This is a genomic window from Pseudooceanicola nanhaiensis, from assembly GCF_020171315.1.
Taxonomy (GTDB): domain Bacteria; phylum Pseudomonadota; class Alphaproteobacteria; order Rhodobacterales; family Rhodobacteraceae; genus Pseudooceanicola; species Pseudooceanicola nanhaiensis_A.
In genome coordinates this window covers 366313-390193 of the sequence record NZ_JAIUZP010000006.1, presented here as the reverse complement: position 1 = coordinate 390193, position 23881 = coordinate 366313, and the positions used below count along the sequence as shown (strand labels likewise).

Annotated in this window: 23 protein-coding genes; 16 read left to right on the top strand and 7 right to left on the bottom strand. The window is 66.4% G+C overall.

Features of this window, described 5'->3' with window-relative positions:
- The 13 genes from LCM32_RS11840 (at nt 1) to LCM32_RS11780 (ending at nt 12490) form a co-directional block, all read left to right on the top strand.
- Nucleotides 1-405, top strand: coding sequence for a hypothetical protein (locus LCM32_RS11840; protein ID WP_224821275.1), 405 nt, complete (start codon nt 1-3; stop codon nt 403-405).
- A gap of 6 nt (nt 406-411) precedes the next feature.
- The gene (nuoH, locus tag LCM32_RS11835) at nt 412-1452 is read left to right on the top strand and encodes an NADH-quinone oxidoreductase subunit NuoH (protein ID WP_224821274.1); all 1041 of its coding nucleotides are present in this window, start codon (nt 412-414) and stop codon (nt 1450-1452) included.
- 3 nt (nt 1453-1455) lie between these two features.
- A complete protein-coding gene (gene nuoI, locus LCM32_RS11830; RefSeq protein ID WP_224821273.1) occupies nt 1456-1950 on the top strand; it encodes an NADH-quinone oxidoreductase subunit NuoI in 495 nt (164 codons plus the stop codon).
- A 36-nt stretch (nt 1951-1986) separates the two neighbouring features.
- Nucleotides 1987-2394, top strand: a complete 408-nt coding sequence (locus tag LCM32_RS11825) for a carboxymuconolactone decarboxylase family protein (protein WP_224821272.1) — start codon at nt 1987-1989, stop codon at nt 2392-2394.
- Nucleotides 2391-2999, top strand: a complete 609-nt coding sequence (locus LCM32_RS11820) for an NADH-quinone oxidoreductase subunit J (RefSeq protein ID WP_224821271.1) — start codon at nt 2391-2393, stop codon at nt 2997-2999. The genes LCM32_RS11825 and LCM32_RS11820 overlap by 4 nt, the downstream gene beginning before the upstream one ends.
- 230 nt (nt 3000-3229) lie before the next feature.
- Nucleotides 3230-3538, top strand: coding sequence for an NADH-quinone oxidoreductase subunit NuoK (nuoK, locus tag LCM32_RS11815; RefSeq protein WP_222490337.1), 309 nt, complete (start codon nt 3230-3232; stop codon nt 3536-3538).
- A gap of 4 nt (nt 3539-3542) precedes the next feature.
- Complete coding sequence (gene nuoL, locus LCM32_RS11810; protein WP_224821270.1) at nt 3543-5654, top strand: NADH-quinone oxidoreductase subunit L; 2112 nt, start codon at nt 3543-3545, stop codon at nt 5652-5654.
- Nucleotides 5655-5670: 16 nt separating this feature from the next.
- Entirely contained in the window at nt 5671-7227 is a 1557-nt protein-coding gene (locus LCM32_RS11805; protein WP_224821269.1) for an NADH-quinone oxidoreductase subunit M, read from the top strand.
- An 18-nt stretch (nt 7228-7245) separates the two neighbouring features.
- Complete coding sequence (gene nuoN / locus LCM32_RS11800) at nt 7246-8685, top strand: NADH-quinone oxidoreductase subunit NuoN (protein WP_224821268.1); 1440 nt, start codon at nt 7246-7248, stop codon at nt 8683-8685.
- 1 nt (nt 8686) lies between these two features.
- The gene (locus LCM32_RS11795; RefSeq protein ID WP_224821267.1) at nt 8687-9454 is read left to right on the top strand and encodes a biotin--[acetyl-CoA-carboxylase] ligase; all 768 of its coding nucleotides are present in this window, start codon (nt 8687-8689) and stop codon (nt 9452-9454) included.
- 24 nt (nt 9455-9478) lie between these two features.
- Entirely contained in the window at nt 9479-10258 is a 780-nt protein-coding gene (locus LCM32_RS11790; protein ID WP_224821266.1) for a type III pantothenate kinase, read from the top strand.
- Nucleotides 10255-11922 carry a ribonuclease J gene (locus LCM32_RS11785; protein WP_224821265.1) on the top strand — a complete coding sequence of 556 codons (1668 nt, stop codon included), beginning with the start codon at nt 10255-10257 and terminating at the stop codon, nt 11920-11922. The genes LCM32_RS11790 and LCM32_RS11785 overlap by 4 nt, the downstream gene beginning before the upstream one ends.
- 112 nt (nt 11923-12034) lie before the next feature.
- The gene (locus LCM32_RS11780; RefSeq protein ID WP_224821264.1) at nt 12035-12490 is read left to right on the top strand and encodes a hypothetical protein; all 456 of its coding nucleotides are present in this window, start codon (nt 12035-12037) and stop codon (nt 12488-12490) included.
- 112 nt (nt 12491-12602) lie between these two features.
- Here LCM32_RS11780 and LCM32_RS11775 read toward each other — a convergent pair whose 3' ends face one another.
- The 7 genes from LCM32_RS11775 to LCM32_RS11745 all read right to left on the bottom strand — a co-directional run bounded on the left by LCM32_RS11775 (nt 12603) and on the right by LCM32_RS11745 (nt 21020).
- Nucleotides 12603-12959, bottom strand: a complete 357-nt coding sequence (locus LCM32_RS11775; protein ID WP_224821263.1) for a PilZ domain-containing protein — start codon at nt 12957-12959, stop codon at nt 12603-12605.
- A gap of 117 nt (nt 12960-13076) precedes the next feature.
- On the bottom strand, nt 13077-14573 hold the full coding sequence (locus LCM32_RS11770; RefSeq protein WP_224821262.1) for a DEAD/DEAH box helicase: 1497 nt from the start codon (nt 14571-14573) through the stop codon (nt 13077-13079).
- 140 nt (nt 14574-14713) lie between these two features.
- Nucleotides 14714-15811 (bottom strand): glycosyltransferase family 2 protein, encoded by a 1098-nt coding sequence (locus LCM32_RS11765; protein WP_224821261.1) that lies wholly within the window; start codon nt 15809-15811, stop codon nt 14714-14716.
- Nucleotides 15808-17607: a glycosyltransferase family 2 protein gene (locus LCM32_RS11760; RefSeq protein ID WP_224821260.1), complete on the bottom strand. Its 1800-nt coding sequence runs from the start codon at nt 17605-17607 to the stop codon at nt 15808-15810. The genes LCM32_RS11765 and LCM32_RS11760 overlap by 4 nt, the downstream gene beginning before the upstream one ends.
- Before the next feature lie 55 nt (nt 17608-17662).
- Nucleotides 17663-18283 carry a hypothetical protein gene (locus LCM32_RS11755; RefSeq protein ID WP_224821259.1) on the bottom strand — a complete coding sequence of 207 codons (621 nt, stop codon included), beginning with the start codon at nt 18281-18283 and terminating at the stop codon, nt 17663-17665.
- Entirely contained in the window at nt 18280-19887 is a 1608-nt protein-coding gene (locus LCM32_RS11750) for a peptide chain release factor 3 (RefSeq protein ID WP_224821258.1), read from the bottom strand. The genes LCM32_RS11755 and LCM32_RS11750 overlap by 4 nt, the downstream gene beginning before the upstream one ends.
- 95 nt (nt 19888-19982) lie before the next feature.
- Nucleotides 19983-21020 (bottom strand): Hint domain-containing protein, encoded by a 1038-nt coding sequence (locus LCM32_RS11745; RefSeq protein WP_224821257.1) that lies wholly within the window; start codon nt 21018-21020, stop codon nt 19983-19985.
- 151 nt (nt 21021-21171) lie between these two features.
- Here LCM32_RS11745 and LCM32_RS11740 point away from each other — a divergent pair, with 151 nt between their 5' ends.
- The 3 genes from LCM32_RS11740 (at nt 21172) to LCM32_RS11730 (ending at nt 23877) form a co-directional block, all read left to right on the top strand.
- Nucleotides 21172-21951 (top strand): SDR family oxidoreductase, encoded by a 780-nt coding sequence (locus LCM32_RS11740; RefSeq protein WP_224821256.1) that lies wholly within the window; start codon nt 21172-21174, stop codon nt 21949-21951.
- Between the two features lie 449 nt (nt 21952-22400).
- Entirely contained in the window at nt 22401-23486 is a 1086-nt protein-coding gene (locus LCM32_RS11735; protein WP_224821255.1) for an ABC transporter ATP-binding protein, read from the top strand.
- Between the two features lie 163 nt (nt 23487-23649).
- Complete coding sequence (locus tag LCM32_RS11730) at nt 23650-23877, top strand: twin-arginine translocase TatA/TatE family subunit (RefSeq protein WP_224821254.1); 228 nt, start codon at nt 23650-23652, stop codon at nt 23875-23877.
- Nucleotides 23878-23881 lie beyond the last annotated feature (4 nt).

The following is a 23881-nucleotide window of genomic DNA, read 5'->3' as shown; positions in this document are numbered from 1 at the left end:
GTGCTGCGCGCAGCCCTCATATCCACGGCGGCCCTGGCGGCCTGCACCGCGGCCGACACGGGCGCGGAGGTGGCACGTGCCGCCGCGCCCGCGGGCTCGGCCTCCTACGAGGGGATCGAGACGCGGCTTCTGGACGGGGACCTCGTGTCCTTCCATGTGAAAATGCGCGGCGCGCGGGGCGAGGCTGACGTGTCGCGCTACGCCGAATGCGCAGCGGCGCAATATGCGCTGATCCGGGGCTACGGTTTCGCACGTCACGTGCGCACGAACGTGGCCGAGAACACTGGTCTCTGGCAGGCGGATGCGGTTTATACCATCTCGGCGAGCCTGCCCCGCGGCCTGAGTACAATCGACGCCGAAGTCGTCGCCGCCAGCTGCGCGGAAAACGGAATACCGATGGTGTGAGGACCTATGGCAGACTTCTTTCAATCCCACCCGCTTGGCATTGCGCTCCTCATCATCGGACAGGTGCTTCTGATCGTCCTGCCGCTGCTGGTTGCCCTGGCCTTCCTGCTCTACGCGGACCGCAAGATCTGGGCCGCGGTCCAACTGCGCCGCGGGCCCAACGTGGTCGGCGTCTTCGGCCTGATGCAGAGCTTCGCGGACTTCCTGAAGTACATCACCAAGGAAGTGGTGATCCCGGCAGGCGCTGACAAGTTCGTCTTCCTTCTGGCGCCGATGCTCAGCTTCGTGCTGGCGATGATCGCCTGGGCGGTGATCCCCTTCAACGACGGCTGGGTGCTCTCGGACATCAACGTCGCCATCCTCTATGTCTTCGCGGTCTCCTCGCTCGAGGTCTACGGCGTGATCATGGGGGGCTGGGCCTCGAACTCGAAATATCCCTTCCTCGGCTCGCTCCGCTCGGCGGCGCAGATGATCTCCTACGAGGTCTCGCTGGGGCTGATCATCATCGGCGTGATCATCTCGACCGGCTCGATGAACTTCGGGGACATCGTCAAGGCACAGGACGGCGCCTATGGCCTGTTCTCGTGGTACTGGCTGCCGCACTTCCCGATGGTCTTCCTGTTCTTCATCTCGGCGCTGGCCGAAACGAACCGCCCGCCGTTCGACCTTCCGGAAGCGGAATCCGAACTCGTGGCCGGGTATCAGGTGGAATACAGCTCGACCCCGTTCCTGCTGTTCATGATCGGCGAATACGTGGCGATCGTGCTGATGTGCGCGCTTGTCTCGCTGCTCTTCCTTGGCGGCTGGCTGTCCCCGATCCCGGGCCTGCCCGATGGCGTGCTCTGGATGGTCGGCAAGATGTGCTTCGTCTTCTTCATCTTCGCGATGGTGAAGGCGATCACCCCGCGCTACCGCTACGACCAGCTGATGCGGATCGGCTGGAAGGTCTTCCTGCCCATGTCCCTGATCTGGGTCGTGCTGGTGGCATTCCTTGCGAAATTCGAACTCTTCGGCGGTGCCTATGCCCGCTGGGCGATTGGAGGCTGATCCATGGCGAACATCGACTACGGCCGGGCAGCGAAATACTTCCTGCTGCAAGACGTCTTCAAGGGCTTCAAGCTGGGGTTCAAATACCTGCTGGCCCCCAAGGCCACGGTGAACTACCCGCATGAAAAGGGGCCGCTGTCGCCGCGCTTCCGGGGGGAGCACGCCCTGCGCCGCTACCCCAACGGCGAGGAACGCTGCATCGCCTGCAAGCTGTGCGAGGCGATCTGCCCGGCACAGGCGATCACCATCGACGCGGAACCGCGCGAGGACGGCAGCCGCCGGACCACGCGGTACGATATCGACATGACGAAATGCATCTACTGCGGCTTCTGCCAGGAAGCCTGCCCGGTGGATGCCATCGTCGAGGGCCCGAACTTCGAGTTCGCCACCGAGACCCGCGAGGAGCTGTTCTACAACAAGGAGAAGCTTCTGGACAACGGCGCCCGCTGGGAAGCCGAGATCGCGCGGAACCTCGAACTGGACGCGCCTTACCGATGAACCGTTCACTTGGGCATATAGCATCCGGAGACGCGCATGGCTGACAGCAAGAACCCCTTCGAGATGATGATCCAGCAGGCGCAGGAGATGGTGAAGGCCATGAACCCCGCGCTGGAAAGCTTCACCCCGAAAGGGTTCGAGGCGCTGTGGCCGACGATGCCCAAGGAATGGATGGAGGTCGCCTTCGGGAAGGCCTTCAACAAGGAGGGGCTGGACAGCAAGACACGGCTGTTCCTGACCCTCGCTGGACTGACAATGCAGGGCGCGCAGGCGGATACGCAGCTGCGCGTCACGGTACGGCACCTGCTGGAAGCGGGCGCCACGAAACAGGAGATTGCCGAGGCCATCGCCCAGATGTCGATGTTCGCCGGCATACCCGCCATGACCCGGGCCGCGCAGCTTGCCAAGGAGGTCATGGACGAACAAGAGGATGACGAGACATGACCTTCGCGGCGCTGGCCTTCTATCTCTTCGCGATCTCGGTGATCGTGGGCGGGCTCTTCACGGTCCTTGCCCGCAACCCCGTGCACTCGGTGTTGTGGCTGATCCTGGCCTTCCTCTCGGCGGCGGGGCTCTTCGTCCTGCTGGGGGCGGAATTCGTGGCGATGCTTCTGGTCATCGTCTACGTGGGCGCGGTCGCGGTGCTCTTCCTCTTCGTGGTCATGATGCTGGACGTCGACTTTGCCGAGTTGAAGGCAGAGATGGCGCGCTACATGCCGCTGGCGCTGTTGATCGGCCTCGTGCTGCTGATGCAACTCGGCATGGCCTTCGGTGTCTGGGAAGCCTCCGCCACGGCAGAGGCCGCGCGGGTCGCCGTCACGCCCGAGGGCGTGGACAACACCCGGGCGCTCGGCCTGCTGATCTATGACGATTACTTCCTCGTGTTCCAGCTTGCGGGTCTGGTCCTGCTGGTCGCCATGATCGGCGCCATCGTCCTGACCCTGCGCCATCGCACCAACGTCAAGCGGCAGGACGTGCTGCAGCAGATGTGGCGCGATCCGGCCAAGGCGCTGGAGCTGAAGGACGTGAAACCGGGGCAGGGGCTCTGAGCCACTGCCAGCCCCTCGGGGGCGGAGCCCGCACCGCCGGGACGACAGCATAGACGGCGCGCGCCCCGGGCGCGGGCCTGACGACAAGGTTAGGACCCCCGCGACAGACAGGGGGGAAGGAACGGGACAGCGATGAGCACAGCCAGCTGGATAGCCATCTTTTGCGGGGGCCCGAGTGTCCCCGTCGTGGTGGGGCTCTCCCAGAGCCACAAGCGAAGAGGAGCGGACGCATGACGATCGGACTGGAACATTACCTGACGGTGGCGTCCGTGCTGTTCGTCATCGGCATCTTCGGCATCTTCCTGAACCGGAAGAACGTCATCATCCTGCTGATGTCGATCGAGCTGATCCTGCTGGCGGTGAACATCAACTTCGTCGCCTTCTCCTCCTTCCTGGGCGATCTGGCGGGGCAGGTCTTCACGCTGCTGGTGCTGACCGTCGCGGCGGCCGAGGCGGCCATCGGTCTTGCCATCCTTGTTTGCTTCTTCCGCAACCGCGGCACGATCGCCGTGGAAGACGTCAACGTGATGAAAGGCTGACCCCATGGTTTCGATCATTCTCTTCGCCCCGCTGGTCGGCGCGCTGATCGCTGGGTTCGGCTGGCGCGTGATCAGCGAACGCGGCGCCCAGTGGGTCACCACGGGGCTGCTGTTCCTCGCCTGCTTCCTCAGCTGGGTGACCTTCCTCGGCTTCGACGGCCATGCAGAGCATGTGACCATCTTCCGCTGGATCGAAAGCGGATCGCTCTCGACCGAATGGGGCATCCGCCTCGACCGGCTGACCGCGATCATGCTGATCGTCATCACCTCGGTCTCGGCGCTAGTGCACCTCTACAGCTTCGGCTACATGGCGCATGACGAGAACTTCAAGGAGGGCGAGCACTACAAGGCCCGCTTCTTTGCCTACCTGTCGTTCTTCACCTTCGCGATGCTCATGCTGGTGACCGCCGACAACCTCGTTCAGATGTTCTTTGGCTGGGAAGGCGTGGGCCTCGCGTCCTACCTGCTGATCGGCTTCTACTACAAGAAGCCCTCCGCTGGGGCCGCGGCCATGAAGGCCTTCGTGGTCAACCGGGTCGGGGACTTCGGCTTCCTGCTCGGCATCCTCGGGCTCTACTTCCTGACGGACTCGGTCGATTTCGACGTGATCTTCGACAGCGTGCCGATGATTGCCGAAACCCAACTCCACTTCCTCTGGACCGAATGGAACGCGGCGAACCTGCTGGCTTTCCTGCTCTTCGTGGGTGCCATGGGCAAGTCGGCGCAGCTGCTGCTGCACACCTGGCTTCCGGACGCGATGGAAGGCCCGACCCCGGTGTCGGCGCTGATCCACGCGGCCACGATGGTCACCGCGGGTGTCTTCCTCGTCTGCCGCATGTCGCCGCTGATGGAATTCGCCCCCGAGGCCACCGCCTTCATCACCTTCCTCGGCGCGACGACGGCCTTCTTCGCCGCAACCGTCGGCCTGGTGCAGAACGACATCAAGCGCGTCATCGCCTATTCGACCTGTTCGCAGCTCGGCTACATGTTCGTGGCGGCCGGTGTCGGCGCCTACGGCCCGGCGATGTTCCACCTGCTGACGCACGCCTTCTTCAAGGCCATGCTCTTCCTCGGCGCCGGTTCGGTCATCCACGCGATGCACCATGAACAGGACATGCGGAACTACGGCGGCCTGCGGAAGAAGATCCCCTATACCTTCTGGGCGATGATGATCGGCACGCTGGCCATCACCGGCGTCGGCATCCCGCTGACCCACATCGGCTTTGCCGGCTTCCTGTCGAAGGACGCGATCATCGAGAGCGCATGGGCCGGCACCGCAGGGGGCTATGCCTTCTGGATGCTGGTCATCGCGGCGCTCTTCACCTCCTTCTACTCGTGGCGGCTGATCTTCCTGACCTTCTACGGCGAGGCGCGGGGCGACAAGCACACCCACGACCACGCCCATGAAAGCCCGAAGGTCATGCTGATCCCGCTTGGCGTTCTGGCGCTCGGCGCGGTCTTCTCGGGGATGGTCTGGTACAACAGCTTCTTCGGCGACCACGACAAGGTGAGCAGCTTCTTCGGCATGCCGCACCACGCGGAAGCCGCCGAGGGCGATCACGGCGCGCCCGCCGAAGCCCATGGCGCGACGACCGAAAGCCACGGTACGACCGAGACCGCCACAGCAGAGACCCACGCGGCCCCCGAAACCCACGGCGCGACCGATGGCCTGGGCGAGATCGGCGCGATCTACCTCGGCGCGGAGAACACCGTGATGGACGATGCGCACCACGCCCCGGTCTGGGTCAAGGTGAGCCCCTTCATCGCCATGCTGATCGGCTTCGTCACGGCCTGGGTCTTCTACATCCAGTCCAAGGACCTGCCCAAGCGCACGGCCGAGACGTTCCGCCCGCTCTACCAGTTCCTGCTGAACAAGTGGTACTTCGACGAGGCCTATGATTTCCTCTTCGTCCGCACCGCCGGTATCCTCGGCACCTTCTTCTGGAAGCGTGGCGACGGTCAGGCGATCGACGGGTCGATCAACGGCATCGCCCTGGGCTTCATCCCGTTCCTGACCCGCCTCGCGGGCCGGGCGCAGAGCGGCTACATCTTCACCTACGCCTTCGCCATGGTGATCGGGATCATTCTCCTGATCACCTGGATGACGCTGAGCTGAACGCAGGGGCAGAATAATGAACAACCTTCTCTCCATCGTCACATTCATGCCGACCATCGCGGCGGTGATCCTGGCGGTGTTCCTGCGGGGTGAGGACAAGGCAGCGCAGCGCAATGCGCGATGGGTGGCGCTGATCGCCACCTCGCTGACCTTCCTCGTATCGCTCTTCATCCTGTTCGGCTTCGACCCCTCGAACCCCGGTCTACAGATGATCGAGGACCGGTCCTGGCTGCTGGGCCTGCGCTACAAGATGGGCATCGACGGCATCTCGATCTTCTTCGTGATGCTGACCACGCTGATGATGCCGATCACCATCGCCTGCTCGTGGAAAGTCACGAAGCGGGTGAAGGAATACATGATCGCCTTCCTGCTGCTTGAGACGCTCATGCTGGGCGTGTTCATGGCGCTGGACATGGTCCTGTTCTACGTCTTCTTCGAGGCGGGCCTGATCCCGATGTTCCTGATCATCGGCATCTGGGGCGGTCCGAACCGGATCTACGCGGCGTTCAAGTTCTTCCTCTACACCTTCCTCGGCTCGGTGATGATGCTGATCTCCATGGTCGCCATCTACCACCACGCCCATACCACCGACATCCAGGCGCTGCTGGCCTACGACTTCTCGTCCGATCCGATCGAGCTCTTCGGCTGGACCATCCCGGGCGGCTTCCAGACGCTGCTGTTCCTCGGCTTCTTCATCAGCTTCGCTGTGAAGACCCCGATGTGGCCGGTGCACACCTGGCTGCCGGATGCCCACGTGCAGGCGCCGACCGCAGGCTCGGTCGACCTTGCGGCGATCCTGCTGAAGATGGGTGGCTACGGCTTCCTGCGCTTCTCCTTCCCGATGTTCCCGGTGGGGGCCGACGTGCTGACGCCCTTCGTGCTCTGGCTCTCGGTCATCGCGATCGTCTACACATCGCTCGTGGCCTTCGTGCAGACCGACATGAAGAAGCTGATCGCCTATTCCTCGGTGGCCCACATGGGCTACGTGACGATGGGTATCTTCGCCGCGAACCAGCAGGGGATCGACGGGGCCATGTTCCAGATGATCTCGCACGGGTTCATCTCGGCCGGTCTCTTCCTCGTGGTCGGCGTGATCTATGACCGGATGCACACCCGCGAGATTTCCGCCTATGGCGGCCTCGTGAACCGGATGCCGGCCTATGCGCTCGTCTTCATGTTCTTCACCATGGCGAACGTGGGCTTGCCGGGCACCTCGGGCTTCATCGGGGAATTCCTGACCCTGATGGGCGTCTTCCAGGTGAACACCTGGATCGCGACCTTCGCCGCGACCGGTGTCATCCTCTCGGCGGCCTATGCGCTCTTCCTCTTCCGGCGGGTCGTCATGGGCGACCTGATCAAGGAAAGCCTGAAAACCATCCAGGACCTCGAAACGCGCGAGAAATGGATTTTCGCGCCGCTGATCGCCCTGACCCTTCTGTTCGGCGTCTACCCGAGCTTCATCACCGACATCGTCGGCCCGACCGTCGAGGTGCTGGTGGAAAACCACCATGCCGCCCTCGTGGAAGCGGGCCGCGGCGCCGCCGCCGCCGTCTCGACGGCTGCATCGCACTGATCTGGAGGTCACACAACAATGCTTCAGGCTGATCTGAACGTCATCCTGCCGGAGATCGTGCTGGCACTCTACGCGATGCTCGCGCTCGTGGTGGTGGCCTATTCCGGCAAGGACAAGCTGTCGGGCCCGCTGACATGGGTGACCGTGGCAGTGCTGGTGCTGGTGGCCCTGATGATCTGGGGCCGCGGCGACGCGGTCGACGCTTTCGGCGGCTCGTTCCGGGCCGACGCCTTCTCGACCTTCTCCAAGGTGGCGATCCTGCTCTCTGCCGCGGCGGTCCTCGCCATGGGGCAGGAGTACATGCTGCGCCGTCAGATCCTGCGGTTCGAATACCCGATCCTCGTCGTTCTGGCGGTGGTGGGCATGATGGTCATGGTCTCTGCCGCGGACCTAATCGTGCTCTACATGGGCCTCGAACTGCAATCGCTGGCGCTCTACGTCGTGGCCTCGCTGCGCCGTGACAGCGCCAAGTCGACCGAGGCGGGCCTCAAGTACTTCGTGCTTGGCGCGCTCTCCTCGGGGCTGCTGCTCTACGGTGCTTCGCTGACCTATGGCTTTGCCGGCACGACGCTCTTCTCGGGCGTGATCGCCGCCGTGGGCGAGGGGCATGCCCCGCTCGGCCTGCTGATCGGCCTCGTGCTGATGATCTCGGGCCTCGCCTTCAAGGTCTCGGCCGTGCCGTTCCACATGTGGACGCCGGACGTCTACGAAGGCGCGCCCACGCCGATCACCGCCTTCTTCGCCACCGCGCCCAAGATCGCTGCCATGGCCATGCTGGCCCGGCTGCTGCATGCGGGCTTCGGCGGCGTCGTCGGCGACTGGCAACAGGTTCTGGCGCTGCTCTCGCTGCTGTCGATGTTCCTCGGCTCCATCGCCGCGATCGGTCAGACCAACATCAAGCGCCTGATGGCCTATTCGTCGATCACCCACATGGGCTTTGCCCTGATGGGCCTCGCGTCGGGCACCCAACTGGGTGTGCAGGGCATGCTGATCTACATGGCGATCTACGTCACCATGAACATCGGCGTCTTCGCCTTCATCCTCTCGATGGAGCGGGACGGCCAGCCGGTGACCGACATCACCTCGTTGAACGTCTTCGCCTCGACCTATCCGGGCCGGGCGCTTGCGCTGCTGCTGCTGCTCTTCTCGCTGGCCGGTGTGCCGCCGATGATCGGCTTCTTCGGCAAGCTCTACGTGCTGACGGCGGCCTACGAGGGCGGTCTGGTCTGGCTCGCGCTCTCCGGGGTGATCGCCTCGGTGATCGGGGCCTTCTACTACCTGCGCATCGTCTACTTCATGTACTTCGGCAAGGAAGAGGCCGCACCGCTGGAGGCGGGCCGGTCGCCGGTCCTCGCCACCACGCTGGCCGTGACGGCCGCGATCATGGTGCTGGGGGTCGTGAACCTCTTTGGCATCGACACCGCAGCGGCCACCGCCGCAGCAGCGATTGTCAACTGACGTGACAGTCGGGCCAGCCCCGGCGGGCTGGCCCGCATCCACCGAGCGGGTGGTGTTGGCCGAGACCGACAGCACCCTCGACGAGGCCGCGCGGCGCTTTGCCGATCTGACCGGCCCGTGCTGGATCCTTGCCCTCAACCAGACCAAGGCCCGGGGCCGTCGGGGCCGCGCATGGCAACATCCCGTCGGCAACCTCGCCGCCACGCTGGTGCTGCCCGATCCCGGCCCGCCGGACCGCGCCGCGCTGCGCAGTTTCACCGCGGCGCTCGCGCTCTATGACGCGCTCCATGCGGTGACCGGCCGGACCGATCCCTTCGCCCTGAAATGGCCCAACGACGTGCTGCTGAACGGCGGCAAGCTGGCGGGCATCCTGCTGGAGACGCTCCAGCAGAAGGGGCGGCCCACCGGCCTTGCCATCGGCATCGGCGTGAACCTCGCCATGGCGCCGGACAGCGGCGCGGTGGAGGAGGGGGCGCTGCGCCCGGTGTCACTGGCCGGCGAAACCGCCGTCGCCGTCAGCCCCGAGGACTTCCTGACCCCGCTGGCCGCGGCCTTTGCCGGCTACGAGGCACAGTTCGCGGCCTATGGCTTTGCCCCCCTGCGGCAGGCATGGCTGGACCGCGCCACGCGGATCGGCACCCGGATCACCGCGCGCATGGGCACGCGGGAGGAGACGGGCATTTTCGAAACCATCGACGACAGCGGACGGCTGATCCTTCAGACCGACGCCGGGCGGCAGGCCATCGCCGCCGCCGAGATCTACTTCTGACCCACGCTGATAGGAGGAGAGGCCATGCTTCTGGCCATCGACTGCGGCAACACGAATATCGTTTTCTCGGTCTGGAACGGGACAGAGTTCCTCTGCACCTTCCGGGCCTCGACCGACCACCGGCGGACGGCGGACCAGTATTACGTCTGGCTTGCGACGCTGCTTCAGCACCACGGCGTGCCGATGGACATCAACGCGGTGATCATCTCCTCCACCGTGCCGCGGGTGGTGTTCAACCTGCGCGTCCTTGCCGATCGCTATTTCAACTGCCGCCCGCTGGTGGTGGGCAAGCCGGAATGCCTGCTGCCCGTCGCCCCCCGCGTGGACGAGGGCACGCGCCCCGGCCCGGACCGTCTGGCCAATGCCGTGGGCGCCTTTGACCGCTACGGCGGCGACGTCGTCGTCGTGGATTTCGGCACCGCCACCAACTTCGACGTGGTGGCGGAGGACGGCGCCTATGTCGGCGGGGTCATCGCGCCGGGCGTGAACCTCAGCCTCGAGGCGCTGCACCAGGGTGCGGCCGCGCTGCCGCATGTGGACGTGACCCGCCCCGAGAGGGTGATCGGCACCAATACGGTCGCCTGTATCCAGTCCGGGGTTTTCTGGGGCTACGTCGGCCTCGTGCGCGGGATTTGCGAGCGAATTAAGGAAGAATATGGCCGCCCGATGAAAATCATTTCGACCGGGGGGCTTGCACCGCTCTTCGCGCAGGGCGATACGCTGTTCGACACGTTCGATGAATTTCTGACCCTTCACGGGTTACGCATAATTTTCGAATTCAACAAAGCACAGGACAACGTATGAGCACCGACAGATTGATCTACCTCCCCCTCGGTGGCGCGGGTGAGATCGGGATGAATACCTATGTCTACGGCTACGGCAAGCCCGGCGAGGAACGTCTGATCCTCGTCGATCTGGGCGTTGCCTTCCCGGACATGGATACGACGCCCGGGGTCGATCTGATCATGGCCGACATCACCTGGCTGAAGGACCGCCGCGACCGGCTGGAGGCGATCTTCATCACCCACGCCCACGAGGACCACGTGGGCGGGGTGGGGCATCTCTACGAGTCCCTCGGCGCGCCGGTCTATGCAAGGCCCTTCACCGCGGCCATCGCGCGGCACAAGCTGGCTGAATACGGCCTGCCCGAAAACGTCGTGCGCACCTGCTCGCCCTTCCCGGAGACCGTGCAGGCCGGGCCCTTCGAGGTTTCCTTCCTGCCGATGTCGCACTCGATCCCCGAAAGCTCGGCGCTCGTGATCGACACGCCTGCGGGCCGTGTGCTGCACACCGGCGACTTCAAGCTCGACAGCACCCCGCTGGTGGGCGAGCCCTTCGACCCGGATCTCTGGGCCGAGGTCTCCAAGCCCGGGGTCAAGGCGCTGATCTGCGACAGTACCAACGTCTTCTCGCCCAACCCGGGCCGCTCCGAGGCCACGCTGGGCCCGGACATCGAGAAGCTGATCTCTGCCGCGCCGGCCCTCGTGGTCGCGACGACCTTCGCCTCCAACGTGGCGCGGGTGAAGACGCTGGCGCAGGCTGCTGACCGGGCGGGCCGCTCCGTCTGCCTGCTGGGCCGCGCCATGCGCCGCATGATCGAGACCGCGCTGACCACCGGCGTGCTCACCGATTTCCCCACGGTCGTTTCGGCCGAGGAAGCGCTGAACATCCCGCGCGAGAACCTGATGCTGATCGTCACCGGCTCGCAGGGCGAACGCCGCGCGGCCACGGCACAGCTGAGCCGGGGCAAGTACCTTGGCCTGACGCTGAAGGAAGGCGATACCTTCCTCTTCTCCTCCAAGACCATTCCGGGGAACGAGAAGGATGTCTTCCGGATCATGAACGCCTTCTCCGAGATGGGCGTCGAGGTCGTGGATGACAGCGGCGGGCTCTACCACGTCTCCGGTCACGCCAACCGGCCCGACCTGGAGCGGATGCACCAGATCACCAACCCGCAGATCGTTGTGCCGATGCACGGCGAACACCGGCACCTGCGCGCGCATACCAAGCTTGCGGAAGAGAACGGCCGCCTGGGCGTCCTTGCGGTGAACGGCACGATGATCGACCTCACCGGCAACCAGCCCACCGTGGCGGAATATATCGAGACCGGGCGCACCTACCTCGACGGTTCGGTGCAGATCGGCGCGCTTGACGGGATCGTCCGGGACCGTATCCGCATGGCGCTGAACGGTCATGTGACCGTGACGGTGATCCTCGACGAGGCGGATGAGCCGCTCGGCGATCCGTGGTGCGACGTGATGGGGCTGGCCGAAATGGGCCGCAACAACGCGCCGCTGGTGGATGTGCTGGAAGAGGACCTGAGCCAGGCGCTCGGCCGGGCAGGGGACAAGACCCTGACCGACGACGACAAGCTGACCGAACTGCTGCGCCGCACCGTGCGCCAGTCGGCCCAGTCCGAGATCGGCAAGAAGCCCGAGGTCACCATCGTGATCAGCCGCCTCAGCTGAGGCGGCACCCGGCCCGCAGCCGCTTGCGGATCGGGCCGGGGGTAACACTCTCCTCATGCTTTCGGGCTACCCTCCCCGGGCCGTCCCCTTTGGGCGGCGCGAGGAGGGCACCATGGCCATTGCCCGCTGTCGTCATTGCGCGGCGGTCATCCCTGACGATCAGCACACATGCCCGTTCTGCGGGGCAGCGGCGCCCGGCAGCTATCGTCGCGTCGTGCTACGTGCCTCTGCCCTCGTGGGGCTGGCCCTCATGGGGGCCGGGCTTCTGCAGTTGAGGGAACCGGCGGGCAAGCGGGGGGAATGCCGCATCCTGCGGGTCACGACCCGGCAGCAGATGTTCCTGACCGATGGCGTCATGCGGAATGGCTACAGCGTCCTTGTGCAGGTCGAGCGGACGGGCCCCGCGCAATACGTGATGGTGACGGGCACGCTGCACAGTCCGAACGGGGGCCTCACGGAACGCGTGCGCGTGCCCTTCGACATCTGGCCGACCGAGGAGGCGGAGCTGCGCTTCTACCTGCCGGAGTTCGTACGGGCCGCGAAGAAGGTGGATGTGACCTGTCACTGAGGCGTGTCGCGGCGCAGCTACTGTCCGCTCCCAGCGGTTTAACCCGACCGTTCGCCCCTGCCGTTCACCCGAACCGTTTGCCCCTGTCGTTCGCTCCAACCGCTTGCGGCCCTCAGGCCTTCGCCATCAGCGCCTCTGCAATGTCCCGCGCCCGCGCCGGGGCCCGGAACCGCAGGCCCAGCCGGGGCCCGGCGGACCAGCGACGCTCTACCGCGACCCAGCCAAGGTCGGGCACGTCGACACCCTGCACCTCTGCCAGACGATAGCTCGTGACCGGGAGGGGAAGTTCCACCAGCATCCCGCCGAGGGAAATATCGCGGATCCATCCCTGAAGGCGCGCATCTGCCGTCACCAGCACGCAATGCTGCCGGATCCCGATCCGCGCATGGGCCCGACGCTCGGCCGGGGCGGAGGCGAGACGCTGGCCCGCCCGGGAAGTGGCGATCGGTTCGCCCTGGATGCCACGCATGATGAGCCGCTCCCGACATTGGTCGGAGGCAGGCTAGGCTCAGGTTGTTAAGAAAGCATGTGCGGGCGCGCGGCCCGAAGCGGCCCCGGACGGTCCGGGGCCGGGATACGGCGCACCTCAGGAGGCGCGACGTTCCTCGAAGCTGAGCGCGATGAAGCTGGGCAGGTGATCGCCCATGCCGACGACCTTCTTGTCGTCGCGCTCATCCCGGCGGCCACGGCCACGGGAGGAGCGGGAGGACGACCCGCGGTCGGACCGCTCCGCTGCGGTTTCCTGCGCGGGGGCCTCTGCCACGACGGCGGGGGCTGCCGCGACGGGGGCCTCAACCGGGGCTTCCGTCTTGGCGTCAACCTTGGCGTCAACCTTGGGTTCGGTCTTGCGCGAGCCGCGGGTGCGGGTGCGGCGGGGCTTGGCCTCCGCTGCTGCGGGCGCATCGGCCTCGGGGGCCTCTTCCGCCGTGGCGGGGCGACCGGGCGCGTCGATGCGCGGAATGGTCTTCTCCACCAGCGACTCGATGTCGGCGAGGTTCTTCTCGTCGCGCGGCACGCAGATCATCACGGTCTTGCCCTTGCGCCCTGCGCGGCCGGTGCGGCCGATGCGGTGCACGTAGTCCTCGGCGTGGCTGGGCACGTCGAAGTTGAACACGTGGCTGACCGAGGGCACGTCGAGGCCGCGCGCGGCGACATCGGAGGCCACCAGCAGCTTCAGCGTGCCTTCGCGGAAGGCGTCGAGGGTGCGCATGCGCTGCGACTGGTCGAGGTCACCGTGGATCGGGGCCGCGTCCATGCCGTATTTCTTGAGCGATTTCGCGGTGATATCCACATCCGTCTTGCGGTTGCAGAAGATGATCGCATTGGTCAGCGCCTCGCCCTCGGCGGCGATCAGATCGCGCAGCAGGCGGCGTTTCTCGGAGGCCTCGCGGTCCTTCCGCGAGCCCTTGAACATGACCACGCCCTGTTCGATGTTCTCCGACGTGGTGGCCTGACGGGCCACTTCGATCCGGGTCGGGTTCGACAGGAAGGTGTTGGTGATCCGCTCGATTTCCGGCGCCATCGTGGCCGAGAAGAAGAGGGTCTGACGGGTGAAGGGCGTGAGCGAGAAGATCCGCTCGATGTCCGGGATGAAGCCCATGTCGAGCATCCGGTCCGCTTCGTCCACCACCATGATCTGCACGCCGGTCAGCAGCAGCTTGCCGCGCTCGAAATGGTCGAGCAGGCGGCCGGGGGTCGCGATCAGAACGTCGACGCCGCGGTCGATCAGCTGTTCCTGCTCCTTGAAGGAGACGCCGCCGATCAGCAGGGCTTTCGTCAGCTTCAGGTGCTTGGTGTAGGTGTCGAAGTTCTCGGCCACCTGCGCCGCCAGTTCCCGCGTCGGGGCCAGTACCAGCGAGCGCGGCATCCGTGCCCGGGCGCGGCCCTTGGCCAGCATGGTGATCATCGGCAGGGTGAAGGAGGCGGTCTTGCCGGTGCCCGTCTGGGCGATGCCGAGGACGTCCTTGCCCTCGAGCGCGGGCGGAATGGCACCCGCCTGAATCGGCGTGGGCGACTCGTAGCCAGCTTCGTCAATGGCTTTGAGGACCTTGGGGTCCAGGTTCAGATCAGCGAACTTTGTCATATGTATCCGTGGTTTGCGGACACATTTGGCCCGCAGCGTCTGTCGAGGGGGTAGCCCGGGTGGCCCGGCTGAACGCCGCTTGAATAACCCCCGCCGCGCAGATAACGCATTTTTGTGTTTTCGTCAATAAAATCGCATGATTAGGCGGGGCCTGCCGCGTCATGGTCCGGAACGGCCCCGGGAAAGTGCTTTTCCCGCAGGCTGTCGAGGGGCAGGGACAGCTCCCGCAGGAGCCCGTGGGCGGCGAGTTTTCCGCGCAAGTCCGGGCTGTCCTGCCCGACCTCGGCGAAGAACCGGCGCAGGCCGGTTTCGCCTTCTTCGGCCTCGATCAGGGTAAAGAGCTCATGCATCGAGAGGCCGCCCTTGTCCCGCGCGCGGGCCGGTTTCAGCTCTGCCCGGTAGGAGCCCTGTTCCAAACGGAAGCGATAGGCGGCGAGCCAGGCCTCGAGGTGCGGGGCGTGGAAATGCGCCAGTTCGACCTCGCTCAGCTCCTGCTGGCCGGGGTTGTCCCCCTCGGCGGTCTTGAGGTTGTGGATGCGGAATTCGGCCCCCAACAGGCCGGGGCGGGCAAAGATCTTGCCCGCGACATGGCTCAGGAACCCGCCGTTCAGCCATTGACCGAACTCCGGGTAGACCTCTGCGGATTGCGCCAGCCTCGTGCCGCGATCCAGTGCGCAGGCCTTGAAACGGGTGGTGCCCGGCGGGGTATCCGCGCCCGGGGCGAGCGCCTCGACGGGGCGAACACGGGCGGCGTGGCAGGTGTCGGGCAGGGCGGAAAGGACCTCTGCCATGGGGCGCGGGGCGATGAGGAATTCGTCCACGTCGATATGGGCCAGCCAGTCCACATCCGCCTTGGCGTAGGCCTGCGTCGCATTCATCGTCTGGCGCGGCTGGTGCTTCTCAGGCCGCCGGCCAAGCCGCTTCCAATGCCGCCGATCGCAGAGCGTGGGCCGGATGCGGGGATGTGCCTTGAGCACCTCGAAGACCGGGTCCTCCGGATCATCGAGGTAGAGGAAGAGCCGATGCGCCCCCATTTCCAGATGCCACGCGGCGAAGTCCAGCACCTTATGGGCAGGTGCCTTGATGGTGGAGACGAGGCCCCAAGTGACCTCGCGCTTCGGACCGGCGCTGCGCAGCGAACCGGCCTCGGTTTCGGCCCCGTCGCCCGGGGTGGCAGCGGGCAGGGGCTCTGCCCGTCCGGCGTGCCGGGAGAGGGCGATCGACCACGCGTCGCTCATGCGGTCGCCCCAGGCAATTCGCCCGGCAGTTCTTCTGGCAGGGGGTCGAAGACCTCCGCCACCGCGGCGTCCAGATCCAGCCTCCAGCGCACCAGCATGTCGCGCGCCTCCAACCGGGCGACAAGGTCAGGGGTGGCGGTGCAGACCTCCTCGAAGAAGAGGCGCAGGCCCTCTTCGCCCTCACTCTTGCGCAGGAAGGTGAACAATTCGTTGAGCCGGAAGCGCGTGTCCTCCTGCTTGCGATACGACCCCCGGTCGAGCCGGAAGTCGAGGTGGCCAAGGAAACTCTCCCAATCCGGCGCATGGGCATGGGCGAGGTGGCAGTGGGTCAGCTCGGCGGCATTCTCCACCGCCTGTCGCTTCCACAGCAGCGCATGGATGCCAAGGCGGCAGCGCGGCAGGCCGGTGCGGGCGATGACCTTGCCCTCCAGATGGCTGATGAAGCCGCCGCGCAGGTGCATGCCGAAGGTGGGATAGACCTCCTCCAGCACGGCGGAGGCATGCCCGGCGCGCCGTGCGGTGGTCTTGAAAAGCGCCTCATCGCCGGTGTCTGCCAGCTGCTCCACCGGGGCCAGCCGGGCGAGCGCAATGTCGGAGGGGATGCGGGCGAGGATGTCGCCAAGCGGTTCCGGCGTCAGCAGAAATTCGTCCACGTCGATATGCGCCAGCCAGTCCAGATCGCTGCGCTCGTAGCAATGGGTGGCATTGCGCATCTGCCGTTGCTGGTGGGTCCGCGGTCGCTTGTCGTGGCCCTCCCAATAGGCGGCGTCGCAGGGCACGACCTCGATCCCCGGCTGGGCCGAGAGCCAGGCCACCTGTGCCGCCTCCGGCGCGTCGAGGTAGAGCGTCACGCGTTCGGCGCCCGCGCGCAGATGCCATGCGGCAAACCGGGCGATGCGCGACAGGGGCGCCTTTACGGTCGCCACCACGCCCCAGCGGCGGCGGCCCGAGACCGCGCGCGGAACGGGCACCACGTGGCCGAGCTTGGGCTTCGCGAGGGTGAACTGCGCATCCTCGCGCGGCGCATCGGCGGGCAGGGGCATCTGTTCGTCGCCCGGCTGCGGCTCTCCCTTCGCCTCGCGCATCAGCTGCAGGCGGCGGAAGACCCCGCCCGCGTCGCGGTCCAGCAGGACCAGCAGGTGATGGGCCAGCGGCGCGATGACCGGATCCGCCTCGGCCTCGACCCAGAGCCGGCCCAGCATGTTCACGTCCAGCCCGCCGGAACGAAGCGAGAAATCATCCATGTCCAGCGGCAGGCGGTGGCGCTCGTGGGGCTGGTCGAAGGGCTGCTCCGGCGCGAGGCCCGCGTGCAGCCGCTCCGCCTCGTAGAGCTTCATCGTGTTGAAGAGCACGTTCATGGAGAGGCCAACCCGGCGCTGCACCTCTGTCGCGCCATGATCGCCGAAGGTCGTAACCGCCGAGACCAGCCAGCGGCTGTTCAGACGGTCGATCAGGAAGCCGCCGTGTTCGGCCCAAATGCGCTGGAACAGCGGGGCGGCCTGTTCCGGCTGCCCGCGCCGCCGCAGGTTCGCGATCAGCAGGCCATGGAGCCAGAGAAGTGCGGGCTCTCCCCGGAATTCTTCCATGAGTTCCCGGCACTTGTAGGCGAAACTTGATCTGGAGACCTCCAGCGCCGCCGGGGTCACTCCGATCCTCTCGGTCAGCAGCGGCCGCAGGTCCATGTCCGCCGGCGGCAGGGATTCGTCCGCGCCATAGCGGAAGGGATCGGAGCGGCTCTCCATCCGGGTCAGGACCCGGCCGAAGCCGCCATAGGTCGTGCGCTGCTCGCTCGTCATGGGGCGAAGATGCGCTGCCGGATGGGGCGACGCAAGATTTATCCGGAGGGGGCGCTCAGACGGCGGGCCGGGTGGCGCTCTCGTGCCACCGCGGGCGATAACCCGCCGCGAGGATCGCGACCAGCGGCGCGGGCGTGAGCACGGTCACCGGCCCATGGGGCAGGGTGAGCTTTCCCGCGTAACCCTCTGGGGTGTATTCGAGAAGTGCGCCACCGCGCACCGCGTGGGCACGCCCGTCCCAGAGCACGCAGGCCCCGTCCGGCAGGTTCTGCGCCTGTGCCTCGTGGCGGACCTGCTGCCGCCCGCGTGTCACCCGCGCGGCATGGAGCACACGGTCCATCTCGCCTGCGCGCACCGGCGCGCCGAAGGCCCGGCCCCAGGCCGCGCGGAAGGCATTGTACTCCGCCCGCCGGCACTCGGCACAGACCCGGTGCCCGGCGGCCATGGCCGTCACCTCGTCGAGGAAGAAAAGTTCCGTATAGGCACCCGGGGACATCACCGCCCGGTGCCGCCCGCGGAAGGACAGTTCGCAGGAAATCCAGTGCGGATGGCGCCACCGCGCCACCCCCAGCCTCTGGTCAGCGTCGTGCAGGATACCGCGGTTCCCCATGAGCGTGCCCCGGGCCGGAATGGCCAGGACCCCGCCCGTGGGCTGAACGCGGTTCTGCAGTGTCACACCATCATTTCCTTCGTCGCGCTCAGCGTGATCTCGGGGCAGTCGCGTTCCACGCGGTCGATGTCCCACTGCAGGCGGGTCAGGTAGACCACGTCGCCGTCATGGTCATGGGCGATGTGCTGCTTGTTCGTGTTCACGAACTTCTCCACCTCCGCCTTGGGGCCATGGACCCAGCGGGCCGAGGTGAACTGAGAGCTTTCGAAGCGCACCGGCAGGCCGTATTCCAGCTCGATCCGGCTGCCCAGAACCTCGAACTGCAGCTGGCCCACGACGCCCACGATGAAGCCCGAGCCGATGGCGGGCTTGAAGACCTTGGCCGCGCCTTCCTCGGCGAATTGCATCAGCGCCTTTTCGAGGTGCTTGGCCTTCATCGGGTCGCCCGGGCGCACCGATTGCAGCAGTTCCGGCGCAAAGCTCGGGATGCCGGTCACCTTCAGCGCTTCGCCCTCGGTCAGCGTGTCGCCGATGCGCAGCTGGCCGTGGTTCGGAATGCCGATGATGTCCCCGGCCCAGGCTTCTTCGGCCAGCTCGCGGTCGGAGGCGAGGAAGAGCACGGGGTTGGAGATCGCCATGGGTTTCTTGGTGCGCACATGGGTCAGCTTCATGCCGCGCAGGAAATGCCCCGAGGCGAGGCGGACAAAGGCCACCCGGTCGCGGTGCTTGGGGTCCATGTTGGCCTGCACCTTGAAGACGAAGCCCGCCACCTTGGTTTCCTCGGGCGCGATCTGGCGCGGTTCGGCGCTCTGGATCTGCGGCTCGGGCCCGTAGGTGCCGATGCCCTCCATCAGTTCCTTCACGCCGAAGGAGTTGATCGCGGAGCCGAACCAGATCGGCGTCATATGCCCTTCGAGCACCGCTTGCGGGTTGAGCGCGGGCAGCAGTTCGCGCGCCATCTCCACTTCTTCGCGCAGCTGCGCCAGCAGGGCGGGCGGGATGTGCTCTTCCATCTTCGGATCGTCGAGACCCTGGATGTTGATGCTCTCGGCCACCTTGTTCCGGTCGGCCCGGTCCATCAGTTCCAGCCGGTCGTTCAGCATGTCGTAGCAGCCCAGGAAATCGCGACCCACGCCGATCGGCCAGGAGGCCGGCGTCACGTCGATGGCGAGGTTTTCCTGGATCTCGTCGATGATCTCGAAGACGTCCCGGCTTTCGCGGTCCATCTTGTTGCAGAAGGTCAGGATCGGCAGGTCGCGCAGGCGACAGACCTCAAAGAGCTTCTGGGTCTGGCTTTCCACGCCCTTGGCCCCGTCGATCACCATCACTGCCGCATCCACGGCGGTCAGGGTACGATAGGTGTCCTCGGAGAAGTCCGAGTGGCCGGGGGTGTCCACGAGGTTGAAGCGGAAGTGCTTGAAATCGAAGGACATGGCCGAGGCCGAGACCGAGATCCCGCGGTCCTTCTCCATCTGCATGAAGTCCGAGCGCGTGCGGCGCGCTTCGCCCTTGGCGCGGACCTGGCCAGCCATCTGGATGGCCCCGCCGAAGAGCAGGAACTTCTCGGTCAGCGTCGTCTTGCCCGCATCCGGGTGCGAGATGATCGCGAATGTGCGGCGACGCGCAATCTCGGGCGGCAGGGCGGGGCGGTTATGGGCGGTATCCAGCATGGCGCGCGTATATCTCTGCCCGCAAAACCGCGCAAGCGGCAGCGCCCGGGCGGCGGGATCTTTCCCACCGCGCGCGGGTCAGACGTGCCGGAGCCTCACCCGCGCGAGGCAGCCCGCAGCACGGCTGCCGCATCGGGCAGGTCCAGCAGGGCCTCGCCAACCTCGAGGTCATGCAGCCCGTCGCCATGGCGTTTCAGCCGGGCGGCAAGGGCGGCGTCCAGCCCCTCGGGCAGGGCGGGCCGGGTGCGGCTGTCCACCAGCAGGGTTTCCGCCGCGATCCCTTCCGCATAGATGATCTGGTGCCGGTCGAAGAGCAGCTGGAAATATTCGACGAACCCTCCGGGGCGGCTGACCACCGATTGCCCGTTCACGAGGTGCCGCGCCTTCACCAGAAGTTCCGACCGCCCGGCGCCCAGGGTATCGGAGCGCTGGTAGATGAAGAGCCGGTGGTCCGGGCTCACCAGCAGGTCATTCTCGTTGTTCAGCGTGCCCGCGGAGATCAGGATCGGGGCAAACTCGCCCACGGCGCGCACGGTGGACTGGCCGATCCAGCGCACTTCCTGCGCCCCGGCGTCGCGGGTCAGAACCCGGTCGCCGACCTTCAGGTCCTCGATCGCGCATTGCGCGCCGGTGGCCAGCGTGATCTGCGTGCCCCGGGTGAAGGCGACACAGGCGACCTCGGCAAACTTGCGCGCCGCCGCGTCGCGGTCCGCGCCGACAAGCTGGTACTCGCGCTTTTCCTCCAGCGGGGCCAGCGGCAGGGCGTGCACCGCCTCCACATGGCCCGCGTCGTCCACCTCGACCAGCACCAGCACCTCCACCGGCAGGCCGTCGTCGCCCATGAAGGTGGCGCAGCAGTCGAGGTGCAGCGCATGGCCGGGCACGCCCACTACGCTGTCGCGCGCCACCGACAGGCTGCCATCCTCGGCGGTGGCAAAGGCAAGCCGCGCTGGTCCCGCGCCGTCATAGGCATAGAGATCGCCCGGTTGCAGCTCCTCGGCGAAGGACAGCGCGTCGCCCTCGTTCGCGCCCGAGACCACGCTCAGGGCATGGTCGGGAAAAACGGGGATGGACGTTGCGGGCTTGGCAATGGCAGTAATCATCTCGGACTTCCGGTCGCTTGGCTCGGGCATGGGTGTCCCGGTACTCCGGGGCGGTGCTGCACGAGCCTAGGTCTGGATTGTGGCTGCATGCGGGCAAATCCCTGATGATTTGCCGTCATTGTCGCCGTGATCCAGAGTGTTGACCCGAAGAGCATACATGGAAACCCAAAGGGAGAGGTAAATGGATCTCGGGATCAAAGGCAAGCGCGCGCTGGTATGCGCATCGTCCAAGGGTCTGGGCAAGGGCTGCGCGATGAAGCTGGCCGAGGCGGGTGTGAACCTCGTCATCAACGCCCGCGGCGCCGAGGCGCTGGAGGCCACGGCGGCCGAAATCCGCGAAGCGACCGGTGTCGAAGTGACGGCCGTCGCCGCCGACATCACCAGCGAGGAAGGCCGGGCCAAGGTGCTCGAGGCCTGTGGCCAGATCGACATCCTCGTCAACAACGCGGGCGGCCCGCCCCCGGGCATGTGGCAGGACTGGGAGCGCGAGGATTTCATCAAGGCGCTGGACAGCAACATGCTGACCCCGATCGCGCTGATCAAGGCGCTGGTGCCGGGCATGATGGAGCGCGGCTGGGGCCGGGTGGTCAACATCACCTCGCAGTCGGTGAAATCGCCGATCGGCATCCTCGGCCTCTCGAACTCCGCCCGCGCGGGTCTGACCGGCTATGTCGCCGGCACCTCGCGTCAGGTGGCCAGCTCGGGCGTGGTGATGAACAACCTGCTGCCCGGCCTGCATGAGACCGACCGCGCCGTCTCGCTGGCCAAGGGCACCTCGGCCAAGGAGGGCATCCCCTACGAGGAGGTCATCGCCAAGCGCAATGCGGCCAACCCCACCGGCCGCATCGGCACGGCGGAAGAGTTCGGCGCCACCTGCGCCTTCATGTGCTCGCAGTACGTGGGCTTCATGATTGGCCAGAACATCCTGCTGGATGGCGGCGTGGGCAACACCACCATGTGATCCGGCCAAGGGCGGCGATGGCGGGCCCCGGACGATCCGGGGCCGTCCCGCCGCCTACCGGGACGCGCAGCCTGCGTCGCTGGAAGGCACCCGCAGGCAGAGACACGCAGACAAAAGGGCCGCCGCATCCGCGCGCGGCCCTTGCTGTTTCGCGGGCAAGGGGCCGCACGGGGGGCGGCCGGAGCCCCTGGTTTGCAAACTGCCCGTCCCTTGTTTGCAAACCCGCCTCCCGCATGGCTCGGCCCCCATCGTGAGCGCACCGGCAGTGCCCCGTGCCGCGTCCGTTGCCGATCGGACAGGCGTTGTCCGGCCCGGTTGGCATGGCCTGTCCGCCCGGCCCGCGCCGGGGCGTGGACACCCCCCGATCCGCCTGCTAGAGCGGTCTGTACCTGACAAAATCACTCGGCACGGGCCAGGACCCTGCGCGAGCCGACGCCAGAGGGGGCAGGGTGGAGACGCGACCCAGACTAGAGATTCGCAACCTGATCCGGCGCTTCGACGGGCGCGCGGTGGTGGATGACGTATCGCTCAGCGTGATGCCGGGGCAGGTGACCTGCCTGCTGGGCCCCTCCGGCTGCGGCAAATCCACCACGCTGCGGATGATCGCGGGCGTCGAGATGCAGGACGAAGGCTCGATCTGGGTCGATGGCAAGCTGATCTGCGACACCCATTTCCGCATCCCGCCGGAACGCCGCTCCATCGGGCTGATGTTCCAGGATTTCGCGCTCTTCCCGCATCTGTCCGTGGCCGACAACGTGGCCTTCGGCCTCTCCGGCTCCCGCGATGAGAAACGCGCCCGGGTCGAGGAGATGCTGAAACGGGTCGATCTGCACCGTTTCCTCGACGCCTGGCCGCACAACCTGTCGGGCGGGGAACAGCAGCGCGTGGCCCTGGCCCGCGCCCTCGCGCCGCGCCCCCGCATCATGCTGATGGACGAACCCTTCTCTGGCCTCGACAACCGCCTGCGCGACGACATCCGCGACGAGACGCTGGCCGTGCTGAAGGAGGAAGACGCCGCCGTCCTCCTTGTCACCCACGAGCCGGAAGAAGCCATGCGCATGGCTGACGAGATCGCGCTGATGCGCAACGGCAAGGTGGTGCAGCGCGGCTCTCCCTATCATATCTACAACGCCCCCGCGGACCGGCAGGCCGTCGCCTTCTTCAGCGATATCAACGTGATCCGCGGCAAAGTTCAAGGCGCGCTGACCGATACGCCCTTCGGCCAGTTCCTGGCCCCCGGGGTGGCCGACGGGCAGGAGGTGGAGATCGTGATCCGCCCCCAGCACCTCAAGATCGACTTCGACCGCAACGGTCAGGGCCCGCTGCCGACGCCCCAGGATGGCACGCCCGCGCGCGGCGTGGTGGAACGTGCCCGTTTCATGGGCAACGAGAGCCTCGTGGAATTCCGCATGGATCACGATGGCTCGATCCTCAAGGCGACCGTGCCGAATGTCTTCCTGCCAAGGCCCGGCAAGCCGCTATGGCTGACGATCCGCCGCGATCGCTGCTTTGTCTTCCCGGCCCGGCGTGGCTGAGCTGCCCCGAGGGCATGCGGCAAAGCGGACAGATATAGGGCGGGGCGGCAAAAAAGCCCGGGGGCCGGTCGCTTTCAACCTTTCATCCCCCCCGTCGAACCATTAGATACCGGGGACAGTCCGGGCCAGCCGCACCGTTGGCCCCCAATGGGAGTGCAAAGTCATGCTGAACAATATCGGTCTGCCCGGTCTTCTGCTGATCGCCGTCGTCGTTCTGGTGCTTTTCGGTCGCGGCAAGATCTCGGGCCTGATGGGCGAGGTCGGCAAGGGGATCACCGCCTTCAAGAAGGGCGTGAGCGACGGCACGAAGGAAATCGAAGACGCAAGCGCCGAAGGCGCCCGCGACGTGACGCCGGAAGACAGCCCCGAGAAGACCAAGGACAAGGCGTAATCCG

Coding starts and splice junctions, on each gene's coding strand:
- nuoH (WP_224821274.1), top strand. CDS start 412: ATGGCAGACTTCTTTCAATCCCACCCGCTTGGCATTGCGCTCCTCATC.
- nuoI (WP_224821273.1), top strand. CDS start 1,456: ATGGCGAACATCGACTACGGCCGGGCAGCGAAATACTTCCTGCTGCAA.
- LCM32_RS11825 (WP_224821272.1), top strand. CDS start 1,987: ATGGCTGACAGCAAGAACCCCTTCGAGATGATGATCCAGCAGGCGCAG.
- LCM32_RS11820 (WP_224821271.1), top strand. CDS start 2,391: ATGACCTTCGCGGCGCTGGCCTTCTATCTCTTCGCGATCTCGGTGATC.
- nuoK (WP_222490337.1), top strand. CDS start 3,230: ATGACGATCGGACTGGAACATTACCTGACGGTGGCGTCCGTGCTGTTC.
- nuoL (WP_224821270.1), top strand. CDS start 3,543: ATGGTTTCGATCATTCTCTTCGCCCCGCTGGTCGGCGCGCTGATCGCT.
- LCM32_RS11805 (WP_224821269.1), top strand. CDS start 5,671: ATGAACAACCTTCTCTCCATCGTCACATTCATGCCGACCATCGCGGCG.
- nuoN (WP_224821268.1), top strand. CDS start 7,246: ATGCTTCAGGCTGATCTGAACGTCATCCTGCCGGAGATCGTGCTGGCA.
- LCM32_RS11790 (WP_224821266.1), top strand. CDS start 9,479: ATGCTTCTGGCCATCGACTGCGGCAACACGAATATCGTTTTCTCGGTC.
- LCM32_RS11785 (WP_224821265.1), top strand. CDS start 10,255: ATGAGCACCGACAGATTGATCTACCTCCCCCTCGGTGGCGCGGGTGAG.
- LCM32_RS11780 (WP_224821264.1), top strand. CDS start 12,035: ATGGCCATTGCCCGCTGTCGTCATTGCGCGGCGGTCATCCCTGACGAT.
- LCM32_RS11775 (WP_224821263.1), bottom strand. CDS start 12,959: ATGCGTGGCATCCAGGGCGAACCGATCGCCACTTCCCGGGCGGGCCAG.
- LCM32_RS11770 (WP_224821262.1), bottom strand. CDS start 14,573: ATGACAAAGTTCGCTGATCTGAACCTGGACCCCAAGGTCCTCAAAGCC.
- LCM32_RS11765 (WP_224821261.1), bottom strand. CDS start 15,811: ATGAGCGACGCGTGGTCGATCGCCCTCTCCCGGCACGCCGGACGGGCA.
- LCM32_RS11760 (WP_224821260.1), bottom strand. CDS start 17,607: ATGACGAGCGAGCAGCGCACGACCTATGGCGGCTTCGGCCGGGTCCTG.
- LCM32_RS11750 (WP_224821258.1), bottom strand. CDS start 19,887: ATGCTGGATACCGCCCATAACCGCCCCGCCCTGCCGCCCGAGATTGCG.
- LCM32_RS11745 (WP_224821257.1), bottom strand. CDS start 21,020: ATGCCCGAGCCAAGCGACCGGAAGTCCGAGATGATTACTGCCATTGCC.
- LCM32_RS11740 (WP_224821256.1), top strand. CDS start 21,172: ATGGATCTCGGGATCAAAGGCAAGCGCGCGCTGGTATGCGCATCGTCC.
- LCM32_RS11730 (WP_224821254.1), top strand. CDS start 23,650: ATGCTGAACAATATCGGTCTGCCCGGTCTTCTGCTGATCGCCGTCGTC.